The 18,379-nt window shown below is 71.7% G+C and carries 16 protein-coding genes; 9 read left to right on the forward strand and 7 right to left on the reverse strand.

From position 1 onward, the window contains the following. Window positions 1-370: 370 nt before the first annotated feature. Both serS and ACGFWI_RS03510 read left to right on the forward strand, forming a co-directional pair. On the forward strand, window positions 371-1,660 hold the full coding sequence (gene serS, locus ACGFWI_RS03505; RefSeq protein ID WP_393904225.1) for a serine--tRNA ligase: 1,290 nt from the start codon (window positions 371-373) through the stop codon (window positions 1,658-1,660). Next, a complete protein-coding gene (locus ACGFWI_RS03510) occupies window positions 1,657-2,472 on the forward strand; it encodes an HAD family hydrolase (protein ID WP_393904226.1) in 816 nt (271 codons plus the stop codon). Before serS ends, ACGFWI_RS03510 begins: the two co-directional genes overlap by 4 nt. Here ACGFWI_RS03510 and ACGFWI_RS03515 read toward each other — a convergent pair. Then, window positions 2,460-3,239 carry a rhomboid-like protein gene (locus ACGFWI_RS03515; protein WP_393904361.1) on the reverse strand — a complete coding sequence of 260 codons (780 nt, stop codon included), beginning with the start codon at window positions 3,237-3,239 and terminating at the stop codon, window positions 2,460-2,462. The two genes, ACGFWI_RS03510 and ACGFWI_RS03515, sit on opposite strands and share 13 nt — an antisense overlap. A gap of 8 nt (window positions 3,240-3,247) precedes the next feature. Next, window positions 3,248-4,312 carry an Lrp/AsnC family transcriptional regulator gene (locus tag ACGFWI_RS03520; RefSeq protein WP_393904227.1) on the reverse strand — a complete coding sequence of 355 codons (1,065 nt, stop codon included), beginning with the start codon at window positions 4,310-4,312 and terminating at the stop codon, window positions 3,248-3,250. 140 nt (window positions 4,313-4,452) lie between these two features. Here ACGFWI_RS03520 and ACGFWI_RS03525 point away from each other — a divergent pair, with 140 nt between their 5' ends. Together ACGFWI_RS03525 and ACGFWI_RS03530 are read left to right on the forward strand one after the other, a co-directional pair. Next, the gene (locus ACGFWI_RS03525; RefSeq protein ID WP_393904228.1) at window positions 4,453-6,054 is read left to right on the forward strand and encodes an MFS transporter; all 1,602 of its coding nucleotides are present in this window, start codon (window positions 4,453-4,455) and stop codon (window positions 6,052-6,054) included. Window positions 6,055-6,230: 176 nt separating this feature from the next. Continuing rightward, on the forward strand, window positions 6,231-7,148 hold the full coding sequence (locus tag ACGFWI_RS03530; protein WP_393904229.1) for a LysR family transcriptional regulator: 918 nt from the start codon (window positions 6,231-6,233) through the stop codon (window positions 7,146-7,148). Here ACGFWI_RS03530 and ACGFWI_RS03535 read toward each other — a convergent pair. Then, entirely contained in the window at window positions 7,138-8,220 is a 1,083-nt protein-coding gene (locus ACGFWI_RS03535) for a MerR family transcriptional regulator (RefSeq protein ID WP_393904230.1), read from the reverse strand. The two genes, ACGFWI_RS03530 and ACGFWI_RS03535, sit on opposite strands and share 11 nt — an antisense overlap. Before the next feature lie 393 nt (window positions 8,221-8,613). On the opposite strand from ACGFWI_RS03535, the gene ACGFWI_RS03540 reads away from it, so the two are divergent. The 3 genes from ACGFWI_RS03540 (at window position 8,614) to mltG (ending at window position 11,404) form a co-directional block, all read left to right on the forward strand. After that, entirely contained in the window at window positions 8,614-8,928 is a 315-nt protein-coding gene (locus tag ACGFWI_RS03540; protein WP_393904231.1) for an SAV_915 family protein, read from the forward strand. Window positions 8,929-8,944: 16 nt separating this feature from the next. After that, window positions 8,945-10,366, forward strand: coding sequence for a diaminopimelate decarboxylase (gene lysA / locus ACGFWI_RS03545; RefSeq protein ID WP_393904232.1), 1,422 nt, complete (start codon window positions 8,945-8,947; stop codon window positions 10,364-10,366). A gap of 216 nt (window positions 10,367-10,582) precedes the next feature. Continuing rightward, window positions 10,583-11,404 (forward strand): endolytic transglycosylase MltG, encoded by an 822-nt coding sequence (mltG, locus tag ACGFWI_RS03550; protein WP_393904233.1) that lies wholly within the window; start codon window positions 10,583-10,585, stop codon window positions 11,402-11,404. A 63-nt stretch (window positions 11,405-11,467) separates the two neighbouring features. Here the strand turns inward: mltG and ACGFWI_RS03555 are convergent, their stop codons facing one another. From ACGFWI_RS03555 to ACGFWI_RS03570, 4 genes are all read right to left on the reverse strand, one after another. After that, entirely contained in the window at window positions 11,468-12,187 is a 720-nt protein-coding gene (locus ACGFWI_RS03555) for an ABC transporter permease subunit (RefSeq protein WP_393904362.1), read from the reverse strand. Window positions 12,188-12,266: 79 nt separating this feature from the next. Continuing rightward, window positions 12,267-13,178: an ABC transporter ATP-binding protein gene (locus ACGFWI_RS03560; protein WP_393904234.1), complete on the reverse strand. Its 912-nt coding sequence runs from the start codon at window positions 13,176-13,178 to the stop codon at window positions 12,267-12,269. 76 nt (window positions 13,179-13,254) lie between these two features. Continuing rightward, entirely contained in the window at window positions 13,255-14,181 is a 927-nt protein-coding gene (locus ACGFWI_RS03565; RefSeq protein ID WP_393904235.1) for an ABC transporter permease, read from the reverse strand. Continuing rightward, complete coding sequence (locus ACGFWI_RS03570; protein ID WP_393904236.1) at window positions 14,171-15,226, reverse strand: ABC transporter ATP-binding protein; 1,056 nt, start codon at window positions 15,224-15,226, stop codon at window positions 14,171-14,173. The genes ACGFWI_RS03565 and ACGFWI_RS03570 overlap by 11 nt, the downstream gene beginning before the upstream one ends. 207 nt (window positions 15,227-15,433) lie before the next feature. On the opposite strand from ACGFWI_RS03570, the gene ACGFWI_RS03575 reads away from it, so the two are divergent. Continuing rightward, entirely contained in the window at window positions 15,434-16,300 is an 867-nt protein-coding gene (locus ACGFWI_RS03575) for a M24 family metallopeptidase (protein ID WP_393904237.1), read from the forward strand. A 176-nt stretch (window positions 16,301-16,476) separates the two neighbouring features. Further along, entirely contained in the window at window positions 16,477-18,207 is a 1,731-nt protein-coding gene (locus tag ACGFWI_RS03580; RefSeq protein WP_393904238.1) for an SDR family oxidoreductase, read from the forward strand. Window positions 18,208-18,379: the final 172 nt, after the last annotated feature.

Consider the following 18,379-nt stretch of genomic DNA (forward strand, 5'->3'; position numbering starts at 1 on the left):
ACCCTCTACCCCTGTGGACAACCAGGGGATCCTGGGGGAAAACCAGGGGTCCGCACCCCCTTCCGACGCCCGCCCAACTCCCGTTGTCCACACCGTGGATCACTCGGCACGGAGGCCGCGAAAGCCCCATCGCGGACACTACGAAGATCTCGTGACGGACGCCGCGAAGGACTCCGCCGGACACTGCAAAGGCTCCCGCAGGGCGCGGCAAGGACTCCCTCCCGACCAGCCGGCAGCACGGAATGCGGGCGAATTACCCACCCGTTTCCCCTCTCCCTTCCCTAGGGGAATAAATAGCCCAAAACGGGCAAAATGACATACCGGGGAATATCGCGTCGAGGGGCGGGACGGGGCCCGGTAGCCTGGTGGGGTGATTGACCTTCGCCTGCTCCGTGAGGACCCCGACCGTGTGCGCGCGTCCCAGCGCGCCCGTGGAGAGGACGTCGCACTCGTCGACGCGCTTCTCTCCGCCGACGAACGGCGCAGGTCGTCCAGCGTCCGCTTCGATGAGCTGCGTGCCGAGCAGAAGGCGCTCGGCAAGCTCATCCCCAAGGCCTCCGGCGACGAGAAGGCCGTGCTGCTGAAGAAGGCCGGTGAGCTGTCCGCCGCCGTCAAGGCCGCCGACGCCGCACAGGACGAGGCCAAGGAGGAGACGCAAGCGCTGCTGCGGAAGCTCGGCAACCTCGTCCACCCCGACGTGCCCGTGGGCGGCGAGGAGGACTTCACCGTCCTGGAGACGCACGGCACGATCCGTGACTTCGCCGCCGAGGGCTTCGAGCCCAAGGACCACCTGGAGATCGGCGAGCTGCTCGCCGCGATCGACGTCGAGCGCGGCGCCAAGGTGTCCGGCTCCCGCTTCTACTACCTGACGGGCGTCGGCGCGCTGCTGGAGCTCGCCCTGGTCAACGCCGCCATCGCGCAGGCCACCGCGGCCGGTTTCACGCCGATGCTGACCCCCGCCCTGGTGCGCCCGCGCGCCATGGAGGGCACCGGCTTCCTCGGTCAGGCCGCGGAGAACGTGTACCACCTGGAGAAGGACGACTACTACCTGGTCGGCACCTCCGAGGTCCCGCTCGCCGCGTACCACATGGACGAGATCGTGGACGGCGCCAAGCTGCCGCTGCGCTACGCCGGTTTCTCGCCGTGCTTCCGCCGCGAGGCCGGCACCTACGGCAAGGACACCCGCGGCATCTTCCGGGTCCACCAGTTCGACAAGGTGGAGATGTTCTCCTACGTCGCGCCGGGGGACGCCCAGGCCGAGCACCAGCGGCTGCTGGACTGGGAGAAGCAGTGGCTGACCAGCCTGGAGCTGCCGTTCCAGGTCATCGATGTCGCCACCGGTGACCTCGGCTCCTCGGCCTCCCGCAAGTTCGACTGCGAGGCCTGGATCCCCACCCAGGGCAAGTACCGCGAGCTGACCTCGGCCTCGAACTGCGACGAGTTCCAGGCCCGGCGGCTCTCGGTCCGGATGCGCGAGACCGTCGACGGCAAGCAGCGGGTCCAGCCGCTGGCGACCCTGAACGGCACGCTCTGCGCCGTACCGCGCACGATCGTGGCGATCTTCGAGAACCACCAGCAGGCGGACGGCTCCGTGCGCGTCCCCGAGGTGCTCCGCCCCTACCTGGGCGGCCGGGAGATCCTGGAGCCCGTCGCCAAGTGAGCTCCTCCGCTCCGCCCCCCTACAAGCTCATCGCGACGGATCTCGACGGGACGCTGCTGCGCCCCGACGAGACCGTCTCCGCTCGCACCCGCGAGGCGCTCGCCGCGGCCACCGCGGCGGGCGCGGCGCATATCGTCGTCACCGGCCGGGCCGTGCCCTGGACCCGGCACATCCTCGACGCCCTGGACTACAAGGGCCTTGCGGTGTGCGGTCAGGGCGGTCAGGTCTACCACGCCGGTGAGCACCGGCTGCTGACGTCGGTGACGCTGGACCGGCAGCTGGCCGGTCTCGCGCTGTCCAAGATCGAGGCGGAGGTCGGCCCGCTGCGTCTGGCGGCGAGCCGGGACGGTCTGGAGGGCGAGGTACTGGTCGGCCCCGGCTACCGCGTCCAGGAAGGCCCGCTGCCGAACGTCAAGATGGACGACCCCGGCGAGCTGTGGGCGGCCCCGCTCAACAAGGTCTACATCCAGCATCCGACCCTGGACGACGATGCGCTGGCGCTGGCCGCGCGTCAGGTCGCCGGGGATCTGGTGGGCGTGACGGTGGCCGGCGAGGACATCGTCGAACTGCTGCCCTTGGGCCTGTCGAAGGCCACCGGGCTGTCGCTGGCCGCGCGCCGGCTGGGCGTCACCGCCAAGGAGACCCTGGCCTTCGGCGACATGCCCAACGACATCCCGATGTTCGCCTGGTCCGCCCGCGGTGTGGCGATGGCCAATGCCCATGACGAGCTGAAGGCCGTCGCGGACGAACTCACCGCCTCCAACGAGGAGGACGGTATCGCGGTGGTGCTGGAGCGGCTCTACCTCTCCTGACGGCCCTCCGCCTCCGGCTCCGGGGGTGGCGCTGCGACCGGTGCGGCGGGCTGCCCGCCGTACTTCCGCCGCGCCGCCGGCCCCCCGGCGGGCTCCTGGCCCGCATCGTGCTCCGGCAACCCCCCGGAGGCCACCGCCGGGATCAGCGGCCAGGCCGCAAAGCCCATGGTCAGCGCGATGGCATGGCCGAAGTCGGTGAAGGAGGCGCCGGCCAGCAGCGGGATGGCGAAGAAGACCAGCACCCCGGCGAGATAGCCGTAGCGCCAGGGCGGCCGCAGCCGGTACGTCAGCACACCGGCGGCCGCCGCCAGGCCGTACGAGACCCCGATGTCCACGACATGAGTCATCGAAGGCGGCAGCCGGTGGCCCTCAATGGCCAGCAGGACGAGCTCCTGGCTGGCGAGGGTGGCGGCGATATGCGCACCGCCGACGGTCAGCAGCCAGCGCGCGCTGCCCATCCAGCGCTCCACGTTGGCATGCACCAGCTCGAACATCGCCACGTAGAGCAGGAAGGACGACGGGCGTTCGATCCAGAAACCGCTGATGAGCAGCGACGGCAGCGGATGCTCGTTGAGCTCGTGGATATTGCTGCTGGTGCGGTGGACGAGGAACTGTCCCAGCCCCTCGGACGCGGAGGCGATGACCAGGCTGGTGACGCCGATGACCAGCAGCCAGATATGGGTGCCGGGACTGCTGTGTACCCAGTCCTTCAGCCAGGTCAGGGGGTTGCCAAGGCGCGGACGTCGGCCGCCGCGCGGCGGCTCCATCAGCGGGCTCACCGGCGGCGTCCGGAGCCGGCGGGGGACGTGGTGACCAGCGGTCCCGGCCCTTTGAGGTGCCGGATGCGGGGTGCGCTCTCCATCGCCCGTATACCGGGCAGCGCCGCGACCCGGGTCGTGAGGTAGGTGTAGAGCGCGCCGACGCTCGGGCACAGCACGGACGCGAAGAGGTTGTTCGGTCCGGTGGTGGCGCAGGCGAAGGCGACCTCCGGGTGTGCCGCCAACGCCTCGCCTGCGGCGGCGAGTTCGGCGGGCGCGACGGACAGCCAGAGGGCGACCATCACGCCGTACCCGAACTGCCGCAGGTCGTAGTCGACGTCGTAGTACAGGACACCGTCCGCACGCAGCTCCGCGAGCCGGCGGCGGACGGTGCTGGGCGACCAGCCGGTGACGGCGGCGAGCTCGCCCAGCGGCGTCCGGCCGTCCCGGCCGAGCGCGTCGAAGAGCCGGCGGTCGGCGTCGGTGAGCGTCACCGGGGCCGCGGGTGGGTTCGACGGCTGCGGACTCAGCTCGGCGATCTGAGCGTCGGTGAGCGCCCCGGACTTGCTGATCAGGCCCTGCGGACCACCGAAGAACTCATGCAGCAGGCAGTGCGCGGTCACGCCGACGACGCTCGGGGTACGCGGCAGCTTCTGCAGCAGCAGCGCATCACTGTGGTCGCTGCTCGGGGCGCGGCAGACCGCGGCGATCTCGGTGCCGCCGGACATCAGACTCACCCAGGACGTGTCCGAGCGGCGGGCCAGCGCCTCGGCGACGGAGACGGCGGCGTCCGGTGTGCACTGGACCCGCACCATCCACGTGATTTCCCCCAGCGCCTGCGCATCGGCGAGCCCCAGCACCTTGAGCGCGCCGGTGGTGCGGTGCCGGGTGTAGCGCCGGGCGACGGTCTGGTCGGAGACGCCGAGCACGGCTGCGATCCGGCTGAACGGCGCCCGGCCGTCCAACTGGAGCGCATGCACGAGCCGGTGGTCGAGGGCATCGAAGCCGGTGGGGCCGCCGAGGGGCCGGCCGGTGGCTCTTCCCTGGACCGTCCCGTCGGGCTTCCCGTCGGTTTTCACCATTCGAGGCTAGCGCGTGTCGGATTGCGCCGCCGGGAGCGCGGTGGCTGGGAGAACGGGCGGCGCGGGCCGCACGGTGGCGTCGGCACTACGGGTGCGGCGCCGCATCGGGCCGCCCCGGCGACACGAGCGGAGGAATGATCATGGGGAACGCACCCGAGCGGGGGACCCCGGGCGGCGGCCGGGCGGCGGGCGCGGACGGGCGGCCGGGCAGGAGAGGGGACGAGGGCCCGGCGGGCAGACGGGCCGGGAAGTGGTGGCCGCTGATCGCCATCACCCTCGGCAACTTCCTGCTGCTGGTCGATGTGACGATCGTGAACACCGCGCTGCCCCGGATAGCCGACGGCCTGGGCGCCTCCTTCACCTCGCTCCAGTGGGTGATGGACATCTACGCACTGGCGCTCGCCGCGCTGCTGATGGTGGCGGGCTCGGCCGCCGACCTCTTCGGACGGCGCCGGCTGTACGTGGCCGGGCTGGTGCTGTTCGCGCTCGCCTCGCTGGCCTGCGGTCTGGCCCCGGACGCGGGCGTCCTGGTCGCCGCCCGCGCCGTCCAGGGCGTGGGCGCGGCGGCGATGTTCGCCACCAACACCCCGCTGCTGATGGCCGCGTACCAGGGCCGCGACCGTGGTGTGGCGTTCGGCGTCTGGGGCGGTACCAGCGGCGCCGCGGCCGCGATCGGCCCCGTACTGGGCGGCCTGCTCACCGAGTACGTGGACTGGCGGGCGATCTTCCTGGTCAATCTGCCGCTGGTCGCCGTCGCGGTGTGGATCACCCTGCGCCGGGTCCGGGAGTCGCACGGCGACCTGCCCCACCCCCGAACGGACTCGGCCGGGGGAGCCCCCGTCGCCCGTATCGACTGGCCGGGCGCCGCGTCCTTCACCGGGTGCGCGGGCGCGCTGACGTACGGGCTGATCCGCGGCGGCGAGCAGGGCTGGACGGACTACGGGACGCTCGCCTCGCTCGGCGGCGCGGCGCTGGCGTTGCTGGTGTTCGTCGCCGTCGAGCGGCGGGTGCGCCGGCCGCTGCTCGACCTGGGGCTGCTGCGCCGGCCGTCGTTCGCGGCGCTGATGGCGGCGGCGCTGCTGCTGCAGGCCGCGGCGTTCCCGTATCTGACGTTCGTGGGGCTGTGGCTGCAGAACATCGTCGGCCTGAGCCCGGTGCAGGGCGGTCTCGCGGTGACGCCGATGGCGCTGATGTCCCTGCTGGTCGGTGCGCTGGGCGGCCGGCTGCTGCAGCGGATGACACCCCAACTCCCGGTGGGCATCGGCCTGTTGCTGGTGGGGGCCGGGGCGCTGCTGTCGTGTGCACTGCTGAAAGACGACTCCGGCTGGGCGGCGCCGGCCCCCGGGCTCGCGGTGAGCGGTCTGGGCATCGGGATGGCGATGCCGGTGCTGGTCTCCGCTGCGCTCGGCGCGGCGCCACCGCAGCGGGCGGGCATGGCGAGCGGCGCCGTGAACACGTTCCGGCAGTTGGGCTACGCCCTGGGCATCGCGGTCCTCGGCACCGTCTTCGCCACCGCGCTGCGCGGCGGTGTACGGCCCGGCGCCTCCCCTGCGGCCATCGGGTCCGCCTACGTCTCCGGGCTGACGGACATCATGCTGATCTCCGGGGTGGTGGCCCTGGCGGGCGGGCTGCTGGTCCTTGCGGTGGTACGGCGCGGGGAGAGCGGCGGCGGTCCGGCCGGCGGCTCGGCGGAGGGGGCGGCGACCGCTCCCGTGCGGGAGGGTGCGCGGGCGGGGGCGTAACGGGGTGGAGTCAGCCCCGGTGCGGGTCGGCACCCGGAACCGTACGGCCGTATGGGGTTCCGGGTTGCCGCCCTGGGCCCTGTGCCGATGTTCGCCGCGCACCACACCCAAGTCAATCCTCTGACTTCCTTTCAAATCCCTTAGCGGGAGCTTGGGTTGAGGGCTACCGTACGCGGGTGACCCTCGACGATCTGCGCGTCTTCGTGGCCGTGTGCGAGGCGGGCAGTCTCAGTGCCGTCGCCCGCGATCTCGGCTGCACCCAGTCGGCCGTGAGCCAGCGCATCAAGCGCCTCGAACGGGAGACGGGCAGTGGGCTGTTGGAACGCCGGCCGCGCGGTGTGGCGCCGACCCAGGCGGGCCGGATCCTGCACCGTGCGGCGGCGGACGGCATCGGCGGGCTGGATCTGGCGCTGCGCAGGCTGGCCGATCTGCGCGCGGGCGACGGCGGCACGGTCCGGGTGGCCACCGGCGCCACGACCGTCCGGCACTTCATGTCCGAGGCCGTGGTCACCTTCCGCGCCCACCATCCGCACGTCAACCTGGAGTTCCGGACCGAGAGTTCCAGCCGCCGCTGCTTCGAGGCCGTCGCGGACGGAAGCTCCGAGCTGGGCTGGATCACCATCGGCCCGTCGGTACCCGGCATCGAGCAGTATCCGGTGGTCCGGCTGCCCTGGGTGCTCGCCGTACGCGCCGATGACCCGCTCGCCGGCCGGAAGCGGATCGAGCCCGAGGAGCTGGCCGGTATCCGGCACATCCGGCTGCCGGAGAACTCCACTTCCCGTATGCGCCTCGACGGTCACCTCAGCCACCGGGAAGCCGGCCCCGTGCCGTCCCCGAGTACCACCAGCGTCGCCGACTGGGACACCGCCCTGCTGCTGGCCGAACTCGGCGTCGGCCATGCCGTCGTCCCCCAACTGCCGGGCCTGCACGCCTCCGCCCACCCGGCACTGCGGCTGGTACCGATCGCCGCGCTGCCCCCACTGGCCACCGGCTGGGCGGTACGCCAGTGGGAGGCGCTGAGCCCGGCGGCCGTGGCGTTCGCGGAGACGGTCACCGCGTGCCTGGGCGGCGGTACGGAGAGCTTCAGGCCCTGACCACCGGCTCCTGGATCTCGGTGACCCATCTCTCCTGGTCCGGCGGGCACTCCAGGTACAGCTCACGGGCATACCCGGCGGAGCGGTAGCCGTTGGCGTCGATCCAGTGCGCAAGGTTCTGGGCCGTCGGCAGAATCCGGCTCATCGGGCCGCGGTGCACCACCGTGGCGGCGCAGTCGAGGGCAGGGAGGGTGACAACGTCGAAGCCGAGGCCGGTGGGGGTGGGTGCGGCGGAAGTGGTGCCGGAGCGGCCGGAGGTGCCGTCGCTCGTGACACCCGCCTTGGCCAGCGCCTCATGGGTGATCACCATCCCCGCGTGGACGACGATGGCCTCACCGCCGGCGGCCGCCTTTCCGCCGTCCGCGGGTCCGTCGTCTCCGTTGGCGTGCGCATGCGCGTGTCTGTGTCCTCGGTTCTCGTCCGCGGGTCCGTCTCCTTCCTTCCCGGCCGCGAGCGCCTCGCCCGCTCCGGTGGGCTCGCTGCCCGCTCCGGCGGGCTCGCTCCCCTCGCCCGTCATTGCTGCCGGTGTCTCCGGTGCGTCCTCGTAGTACGCCAGCCCCGGCCCCGCCGGGGTCACCCCGGCCGCCTCCAGCCGTCGGCACAGTTCGCCGTACAGCGGCTGGATGACCGGCCCGATGTCCTCGGGCCCGTAGCCGGCGGCGATCCCGCTCAGCTCCGCGAGCAATACCGTGTCGGTGCGCTTGACCACCACATCGTCGGCAGACATGCGTCCCTCGCTCTCGATCGTCCGGAGCCTCGCCTCGACCTGCGCCAGCCGCGCACCCGCCGCCGTCAGCGCCGCCGCCAGCTCCGCCCGCCGCAGCCGCAGCATGCCGCGCAGCTCCGGCACGCTCACCTCGTCGGCCAGGATCGCCCCCACCTGCTGGAGGCTGAATCCGAGGTCCTTGAGCGCGATGATGCGGTTGAGCCGGGCGAGCTGGGCCGCCTCGTAGAAGCGGTAACCGCTGACGGGGTCGGTGCGGGCCGGGCGCAGCAGCCCGATCGCGTCGTAATGGCGCAGCATGCGGGCCGACACACGGCCGTACTGGGCGAAATCTCCGATGGTGAACATGACGCCTTCCAGTGGAGTCCTTTCCACAGTGTCAAGGTCAAGCACGGCCTGCCACGGAGGTGGACAGATCGGGGGACCCGGGGCGCGGGGGGGGGCGGCGGGGCGGACGCGGGACACGGCGACGGATGCGGGACACGGCGACGGACGGCCGGGGCCCGCCCTTGCCGGACGGACCGGGGCCCGTCCCGCCGCGGTGACCGCGCCTCGGCGTCACCGCCGTCGCACAATCCGCCACCGGGCAGCAGCATCGCGTCAAGTAGCGTCCACAACCCGTCAATGACGCGTCAGGAGCCGGCCGAGTGCCCCGTTCCCCGGGAATAACGTCAGGGCCGAGCCCCGGCGTACGCGTTTCCCACCGGTCCGGGGCCGAGGTTCTGTTCGAGGAGCAACGCCGTGTCCCACCTTCTGTACGCGGAAGATCCCGAGCCTGCCGAACGTGTCCCGGCCGGGCTTCTCTTCGTCCCTGTCCGGTCGGGCCCCGCGGGCTGTACGGCCCGCCTGTTCCGCACTCCGCTGGGCGGCCGTACCGCCGTCGGCTTCACCTCACCCCAGCGGCTGGCCGAGGCCCTCGGCGGCGACCAGCCCTGGGTCAGGCTCTCCGAGCCCGCGCTGCGTGCGCTGGCCGAACCCGTCGGAGCGACGGTCCTGACCGTCGATCCACGGTTCGCCCCCGACATTCCCCGTGGTCAGCACCTACGGGCCGTCTGAGGGAGGGGTCATCACCATGAGCCACAGCACACTGCCGCGCACCACCCGCAGGACCGGTGCTCCGTCGTCGGCCACCGCGGTGGCGACCGCGCCGCCGACCGCCACCCCGTCGCCGTCCGCCGACGAGCCACCGTCCGGCCGCGAGCCGCTGTCCGTCTGGCCCGGGTCAGCGGCGCCGCTCGGCCAGGACGACCTCTCCGTGGGCGGCGTCCCGCTCACTGAGGTCGCCGACCGCTTCGGCACCCCCGTCTACGTCCTGGACGAGGACGAGGTGCGCCACCGCTGCCGCGCCTACCTGCGGGCCTTCCCCGACACGGACGTCTTCTACGCCGCCAAGGCGTTCCTGTGCCGCGCCATGGTGCACTGGGTGCACGAGGAGGGACTGGGCCTGGACGTCTGCTCCGCCGGCGAGCTGGAGCTGGCCGTCACCACCGGCTTCCCGCCCGAGCGGATGGTGCTGCACGGCAACGCCAAGAGCCCGGCCGACCTGCGGGCCGCGCTACGGCTCGGCGTCGGCCGGATCGTCATCGACAGCACCTCGGAGATCGCCCGGCTGGCCGCCGCGGTCCCGGCGAGCGGCCGGCAGAAGGTGCTGGTCCGGGTCGTGCCGGGCATCGCCGCCGGCGGTCACGCCAAGATCCGTACCGGGACCGACGACCAGAAGTTCGGGCTGTCGATCGCCGACGGCTCCGCACAGCACGCCATCGCGCGGGTGCTGAGCCAGCCACGTCTCCAACTGGTCGGCCTGCACTGCCACTTGGGCTCCCAGATCACCACCGTCAAGCCCTATCTGTCGGCCGTACGCCGGCTGATCGGCCTGCTGGCCCGGATCCACGAGCAGCACGGCATCACCCTGCCCGAGCTGGATCTCGGGGGCGGCCACGGCATCGCCTACCGCCCCGGCGAGCCCACGCTCGACCTCGCCTCCCTCGGGGACAGGATCCGCGCCGAACTGGCCCGCGGCTGCGCGGCGGCCGGGCTGCCGGTGCCACGGCTCGCCGTCGAACCCGGCCGCGCCATCGCGGGCCCGGCCGGTGTCGTCCTCTACCGGGTGCTGTCCGTCAAACGGACCGGTGCGCACACCTTCGTGGCCGTGGACGGCGGGATGAGCGACAACCCGCGGCCCGCGCTGTACGGGGTGCGCTATGCCCCGCGGCTGATCGGCCGCCGCCCGTCCGCCGCACCGGAACCGGTCACCGTCGTCGGGCGGCACTGCGAGGCCGGCGATGTGCTCGCCGCCGATGTCCCGCTGCCCGGCGACATCCGTCCCGGCGATCTGCTGGCCGTCCCTGTCGCCGGCGCGTACCACCTCTCGATGGCCTCCGGCTACAACCTCGTCGGCCGGCCGCCGGTCATCGCCGTCACCGGAGGGCATGCCCGCCTCCTGGTACGGCGCGAATCCCTCGCGGACATCCAGGAGCGGGACATCGGGCTCTGAGAGCGGGAGGGCCCGCCGCTTCCCCGCCTTGCGCGGGGTGGCGCCCGGCGGGCCCTCGCCGTGGCCCGTCGCACGTAGCCCGTGGCGCGTGGCCCGTGGCCCGTGGCCTCGTCGCTCGTGGCCGGTGCATGGCGAGCTGGTGAATGATCTCCGTCATCGGCAACGATCCGGGGAGCAGTCGCCACGCGCCCCTTCCCTCTCGCCTACCGTGCCCCCATGAGCGATGTTGAGCGCACCGTTCGCCGGCCAGGACCGCGGTTCTCCCGCACCGGCCGGCTCATTCTGGTAGCGGTGCTGTGTGTCCTGGTCGTCCTTGCCGTTCTGCTGCTGCCGCGTGTGCTGCGCGGGCTGCGGCCCGGGCAGACGCTGACCGTCCCGGAGGGGCAGCGGGCCTCGCAGGTCTACGCCGCCGCCGACAAGGCCCTGCACCGGCCCGCCGGCTCCACCGCGCACGCCGCCAAGAGCGCGCATCTGGCGCTGCCGGACGAGGCGAAGGGCAACCCTGAGGGCTACCTCTTCCCGGCGACCTATCCCATCGACTCGGACACCACCCCGGCGTCGCTGCTCACCTACATGGTCAAAACCGCCCACCAGCGGCTCGCCGCCGACGGCATCGCCTCCTACCGGACGGTCGTCATCGCCAGCATCGTGCAGGCCGAGGCGGACCGCCCGGCCGATATGGGCAAGGTCGCCCGGGTCATCGACAACCGGCTTGCGCACCACATGCCGCTGCAGATGGATTCGACGATCAACTACGCGCTGGGCCGCAGCACCCTCAACACCAGCCATGCCGACACCAGGACCAAGAGCCCGTTCAACACCTACCGGTACCAGGGCCTGCCGCCGACGCCGATCGACAATCCCGGGGCGGACGCGTTGAAGGCGGCCGGTGCGCCGCCCGCGGGCGACTGGCTCTACTTCGTCACCGTCAAACCGGGCGATACCCGCTTCACCGCCGACTACCAGGAACATCTGCGGAACGTCCGGGAGTTCAACGGCCGGCAGCAGAGCGCCGGGAGCGGCGGTGGCGGGGCTTAGGGGCCCCGGCGCCTGGCCGCTGCCCCGTGGCCCCTCACCCCCGCCATAACCCGTCGGCCAGGCCTACTCCTCACCGGCCAGGGTGAGCGCCTTCAGACGGCGGGCGGCATACCAGGTGGCGGCGGCCGTCAGGGCCACCAACAGGCTGATCGCGAGGGGCAGCTGGACATCGGAGGTGATCGCGCCCTCCGCGGCCACCTTCTGGCCGACCGCCAGCGCCCACTGCTGGATGCTGAGCGTCTTCGCGCCCGGGACGAGGGTGCCCACCAGCGCCTCCCAGACCAGGGCGTAGACCAGGCCGAACACCACGGCGTGCCGGGTGATCGTGCCGAAGAGGAGGAAGAGGGCGCTGTAGGCGACCGACGCGATGGCCGCCGCCACGGCGTATCCCACGGCCATCTGCTGGCTGTTGCCGTTGAGGAGGAAGCCGGCGAGCAGGACGGGAAGGGCGGAGAAGGCGACCGTGACGCCTATCGCGACCAGGAGTTTGGTGAAGATGATCGTCGGCCGGGACACCGGCTTGGCGAGGAGATAGACGACCGAGCCGTCGTCGATCTCCGGGCCGATCGCGCCCGTACCGGCGATGACACCGATCAGCGGCACCATCGTGCCCAGCGCGAAGCCGCCCAGGATGCCGCCGGCGGTGGAATCGTCGGCGCCGGCCAGCATCCGGACGGCCACCGCGAGCACCACCAGCAGGGCGGGCAGCGCGAAGAGGATCAGGGCCCGGCGCCGGCCGAGCAGGGCGCGGTAGGTGAGCCGGGCGACGGTCGGGTGGTACAGCGAGGCCTTGGGCGCGCCAGGGGTCACGGGCGGGGCCGTCGGAGTGGTCGTGGACATGCGTCAGGGCTCCTTTCAGGCCTCAGGCCGCTACGAGGTAGGAGAAGACGGATTCCAGCGACTCGTCGGAGGGCGAGACCGTCAGAAGGCGGATGCCGTGGTCGCGGGCGACCCGCGGCAGGAGTTCGGTGAAGCGGCCGAAGTCGACCGCCTGGATGCGCAGCGCGCCTTCGGCGAGGTCCACCTCGATGCCGGCCGTCGAGGGGTCGGCGATCAGTGCACCGGCCAGCGCGCGGTCGTTGTCGGACCGGACCAGATAGCGGTGCGGGCGGTCCGTCATCAGCCGGCGGATCTTGCGGAAGTCACCGGACGCGGCATGCCGTCCGGCCACCACCACCTCGATGTGTGCGGCGAGTTGCTCGACCTCTTCGAGGATGTGGGAGGAGAACAGGACCGTACGGCCTTGGTCTCCCATCCGCCGCAGCAGCTCCATCAGCTGCATCCGCTGACGGGGGTCCATGCCGTTGAACGGCTCGTCGAGCAGCAGCACGGACGGTTCGTGGACCAGCGCGGAAGCCATCTTCACGCGCTGCCGCATGCCCTTGCTGTACGTCGAGATCTTGCGGTCCTGGGCGTACTCCATCTCGACGGTGGCCAGCGCCCTGGCCGCCTCCGCCCGGCCGAGGCCGTGCAACTCCGCGTTGGCGACGACGAATTCGCGCCCGGTGAGGAAGTCGTACATCGCCTCGCGCTCGGGGACGATGCCGATGTGGCGGTAGATGCCGGCGTTGCGCCAGATCGTTGTCCCGTCGAGGGTGACGGAGCCGTTGGAGGGCGCGAGGAAGCCGCCCATCATGTTGATGAGGGTGGACTTGCCGGCACCGTTCGGGCCGAGCAGGCCGGTCACGCCGGGACCGATGGTCATCGTGATGTCGTTGACGGCGACGACATTGCCGAACCAGCGCGAGACATGGTCGATGGTGAGAGTGCTCATGGGCGCAGCCCATTCCTTAGGAGGGTGGTGGTCGGGCCGGGGGCGCCGTCCGGCGGGAGCCTGCGGCGGGGCGCGGTCACAGTCCGGCCTTCCGGTAGCGGCGCATCAGCAGGGCGTAGCAGCCGGCGATGACGCCCAGCGTGACGAGGAGATAGACGAAGCCGGCACCGGTCGACGGCGCCAGTCCGTTGGGGAAGGAGCTGGTGCCGCCGAGGAACGTCGACTGCACTCCGTCGATCAGCGTGATGGGGGAGAACAGCCCCAGCCAGCCGACCGCGTCCTCGTTGCCCTGGACGAAGGAGATCCCCTGGACGGCGCTCACCGCACCGTACGGAATGGTGAGTACGGCGATCACGGCGGCGACACCGAAGCCCCGGCGTGGCGTGACCGCGGAGACGACCAGGCCTATCCCGGCGAACAGCAGCGAGAGCAGCACCACGGAGACCAGTCCCTGCGCCAGGCCCTTGGTCTGGTCGACGAAGTCCAGCTTCGCCAGCAGCGCCCCCACGTAGAGGACCAGCAGCGGGGCGCCGGTGAGGATGAACAGGGCACTGGCCATCGCCGCGAACTTCGAGGCCACATAGTCGCCCCGCTCGATGGGGCGGGAGAAGTACAGCGGAATGGACTTGAAGCGCAGATCCCGTGAGACCGACTGCGGGGCCTGGGCGGCCAGATAGAGGCCGATGACGGCCTGGAGGTAGACGGCGTAGCGGGAGTAGCTCACCGGGAGGCTGCTGGCCTTGGTGAAGACCGCCACCGCGACCATGATCGCGGCGGGCAGGCACATCACCGCGAAGAGCAGCATCGGCAGCACCTTGCTCTTGGCCGAACGGCCCAGACCGTAGGCGCCGCGCAGGCTCTGCGAGAAGAGCGACCGGCGGGCGTAGGCGCGGCCCAGGCGGGGGCCGTCGTAGTGGCGGTAGCCGATGTTGTGGATATAGGCGCCGCCCGGCGCGGCGGATGCGGACGTCGCGGACGCGGACGTCGTGGGCTCAGGCGACATCGTGGGCGCCTCCGTCCTGGGTGGCATACGGGGCGCTCGGGGCGCCTGCGGTGGCGGGGGTGGCATGCGCCGCGTCCGCGTCGCGGAAGACCTCGGCGATCTGGTGCCGGCGCTGTTCCATCCGGATCAGGCCGAGCCCGAGTCCGGCAACGGTGTCCCGCACCAGGTCGTAGGTCTCCTCCCCGGCCGCCTCGATGTACAGGAGGCGCCCGGCGGAGGCGAGGCTCTCCGTGCCGGCGGAGCCGGTGGTCACCGTGGCTCCGGCAGCGGTCAGGGCCGCACGCAGCGTTCCGGTGCCGTCCGGATGGGCGTCGGTGTCCGTGACCTCGATCGCCAGCGAGGCCGTGGCCTGCGTGAACTCATCGGTCGAGGAGGAACGCAGCAGTGCGCCGCCGTCGATGACGACGACATGGTCACAGGTCCGCTCCAGCTCACCGAGGAGGTGGGAGGTCACCAGGACGGAGATCCCGAAGTCGGTGTGAACGCGCCGGATCAGGCCGAGCATCTCGTCCCGCCCGGCCGGGTCGAGGCCGTTGGTGGGCTCGTCGAGGAACACCAGCTGCGGGTCGTGGACCAGCGCCTGGGCCAGCTTCACCCGCTGCTTCATGCCCGTCGAATAGCCGCCGATGGGTCGATAGCGCTCCTCGTAGAGGCCGACGTGGCGCAGGGTGTCCGCGGTGCGCTCACGGGCGGCGGCCGGCGACAGACCGGACATCCGGGCCATGTGCACCACGAATTCGGTGGCCGAGACGTCCGGCGGCAGGCAGTCGTGCTCGGGCATGTAGCCGACCCGCTCACGGATGGTGCCGCCGTCCTTGGTCACATCCAGGCCGAGGACATGCGCCGTCCCTTCGGTGGCCGGGGCCAGTCCGAGAAGGATCTTGATCAGGGTGGACTTGCCGGCACCGTTGGCACCCACCAGGCCCGTTACGCCGGGGGCGATGTCAAGGGAGAGCCGGTCCAGAGCGGTCACCCGCGGGAACCGCTTGCTCAGGCTTTCGGTCACGATCACAGTCACGTCATCGACGGTAGTGGCGCCCGCCACACCGGTCGTCAGACCAGACGATGGGATGTGTCTCCCCCTGCGGTATTACGCGCCCGTAGGGGTCTCCTGCTCCGGGCGGCCATGGCGTCGGGGTCGCGGTGCGCAGCTGACGACCCTCTTGACGCAGCCGCCGGTCATTGTCACATTCATCAGTGTCAAGTTACGGGCACGTACCGCGATGCACCGCTCACGGACGGACGGTTGGCGATGGCCTCAGTCACCTCAGCGACCTCACCAGGAGCCGGAGAACTCGACGCCGGGCTAAGGGGGTTCAGAGAGGTCCAGCGGCTCGCCTACGCCTGCGCGGAAGCGGTGGCCGCCCAGCTCAAGCCCGGGGTCACCGAGCGGGCGGCGGCCCGGATGCAGCGCGAGTGGCTGCGCGAGCGGGGGGTGCGGGACTGGTTCCATCTGCCCTTCGCCTGGTTCGGCGACCGCACCGCCTTCGCCAATTTCCGCGTACCGCTGCAGTTCTTCCCGACCCACCGCGAGCTGGAACCGGGGATGGCCTTCATCCTCGACATGGCGCCGGTTCACCGGGGCTTCACGGCCGACATCGGCTACTCCGGCTGCCTCGGGCTCAACCCCGTGCACGACCGGCTGCTCGCCGACCTCGAAGTGCACCGGGAGCTGATACTGCGGGAGGTGCGCGAGCGGCGCCCGCTGCGGGAGATCTACGAGGACGTCGACCGGCTCATGGTGCGGCAGGGCTACGCCAACCGCCATCGTGCCTACCCCTTCGGCGTCATCGCGCACAAGGTCGACCGGGTCAGACAACGCCGCTGGTCCCCCACCCTCTTCGGGTTCGGCACCCAGTCCCTCAAGGGCCTCGCCTCCGATGCGCTGCACGGCCACCGTGACGGCTGGTCCCCGCTGTGGAGCCCCTACACCTTCTCCGACCACCCGCCGCAGCCGGGACTGTGGGCGGTCGAACCCCACCTCGGGTTCCGGGGAACGGGCGCGAAGTTCGAGGAGATCCTGGTCGTCACGGACTCCAAGGACCCGCAGGAAAGCGCCTTTTGGCTGGACGACGATCTGCCGCATGTGCGGCGCTGGCAGGAGGAGAAGGCAGCGTGAACACGGGACGTGGCCGGGGCAAGGGACATCGGCAGGGACGTGCACAGGAGCCCGGACAGGAGCCCGTGCAGGGAAAGGGACGTGGGCGGGGAGCGGATCGGCACCGGCAACCGGGCCGGGCGCAGCAGCCCGGGGCCGCACACGGTGCGGGGCTCGACGGGGCGCGGGAGCGCTGGGTGCGAACCGGTGGCATCGAGCTGTGCGTCGCCGAGCTGGGAGATCCGGCACGGCCCACGGTGATGCTGGTGCACGGCTATCCGGACAGCAAAGAGGTGTGGTCCGAGGTCGCCCGCGGCCTGGCCGACCGGTTTCATGTGGTGCTCTACGACGTCCGGGGCTGCGGCCGGTCCACCGCTCCGCAGCCGCTGCGCGGCGGCTTCACCCTGGAGAAACTGACCGACGACTTCCTGGCCGTCGCCGACGCCGTCAGCCCCGGCCGCCCGGTCCATCTGGTAGGCCATGACTGGGGCTCGGTGCAGGCCTGGGAGTTCGCCACGGTGCGGCAAACGGAGGGCCGGATCGCCTCCTTCACGTCCATGTCGGGCCCCTCCCTGGACCACTTCGGCCACTGGATCAAGAAGCGCATGGCGCGCCCCACGCCCCGGCGCGCCGCGCAGCTCCTCAACCAGAGCGCCAAGTCCTGGTACGTCTACCTGCTGCACACGCCCGTACTGCCCGAGCTGGCGTGGAAGGGCCCGCTCGGCAAGCGCTGGCCGCAGATCCTGCAGCGGGTGGAGAAGGTACCGGGCGGTGACTACCCGACCGCTTCACTGCCGACCGATGCGGCCCACGGCGCCTGGCTCTACCGCGACAATGTTCTTCCCCGGCTCCGCCGCCCGCGCACCGACGCCTACGCCCACTGCCCGGTCCAGCTCATCACCCCGACCGGCGACGCTTTCCTCTCCCAGCGGCTGTACGACGACCTGGAGCAGTGGGCGCCCCAGCTGGTACGCCGCACCCTCCCGGCCAAGCACTGGGTACCGCGCACCCGCCCCGATCAACTGGTTTCCTGGATCGGCGAGTTCGTCACCGCCAAGGAAGAGGGGGATCCGGCAAAGCAGGTCGTGGCGTCCGGCCCGCACGCCGACCGGTTCGGCGGTCAGCTGGTGCTGGTGACCGGTGCGGCCGGCGGCATCGGCCGGGCGACGGCGTTCGCCTTTGCCGAGGCCGGCGCGCGGATCGTCGCCGTCGACCGGGACGCCGAGGGCGCGGCACGGACCGCCGAGATGTCCCGGCTGATCGGCGCACCGGGGGCCTGGGCGGAGGTCGTCGATGTCTCGGACGAGGCGGCGATGGAGAAGCTCGCCGACACCGTCGACGCCGAGTACGGGACCGTCGACGTCCTGGTGAACAACGCCGGAATCGGCCTGTCCGGCTCCTTCCTACAGACCAGCGCCGAGGACTGGAAGAAGGTGCTGGACGTCAACCTGTGGGGCGTCATCCATGGCTGCCGGATCTTCGGCAGGCGGATGGCAGACCGCGGGCAGGGCGGCCATATCGTCAACATCGCCTCGGCCGCCGCCTTCCAGCCGTCGAGGGTGCTGCCCGCCTACAGCACGTCCAAGGCGGCCGTCCTGATGCTCAGCGAGTGTCTGCGTGCCGAACTGGCCGGTCAGGGCATCGGCGTCTCGGCCATCTGCCCGGGGCTGGTCAACACCGGCATCACTGCCACGGCCCGCTTCACCGGCGTCTCGGCCGACGAGGAGAAGCGCCGCCAGGCCAAGGCCGCGCGGATGTACGGGCTGCGCAACTACCCGCCGGAGAAGGTCGCCGACGCCATTCTGCGTGCGGTGGTCCGCAACCAGGCGGTGGTGCCGGTCACCCCCGAAGCACGCGGCGCCCGTCTGATGTCCCGCTTCACCCCACGCGCGCTGCGCGCCCTGGCCCGCTTCGAGCCGCGGCTGTAGCGCCCGACGCCCACCCGTATCCGCTGCCCGGGCCCGTCCCGGGCACCCGGCCGGTATCCGCCGCTGCTGCCCACCCGGTGTGAGCCGGGAGCGGCGAAACCGCGGTGTCTGCGGCGGTCGTACCATCCCTCGCAGGAAGGGTCGCCGTGCACGGCCGCCGTCCCTCCGACGC

The sequence above is a fragment of the Streptomyces sp. NPDC048434 genome (assembly GCF_043200375.1).
Taxonomy (GTDB): Bacteria; Actinomycetota; Actinomycetes; order Streptomycetales; family Streptomycetaceae; genus Streptomyces.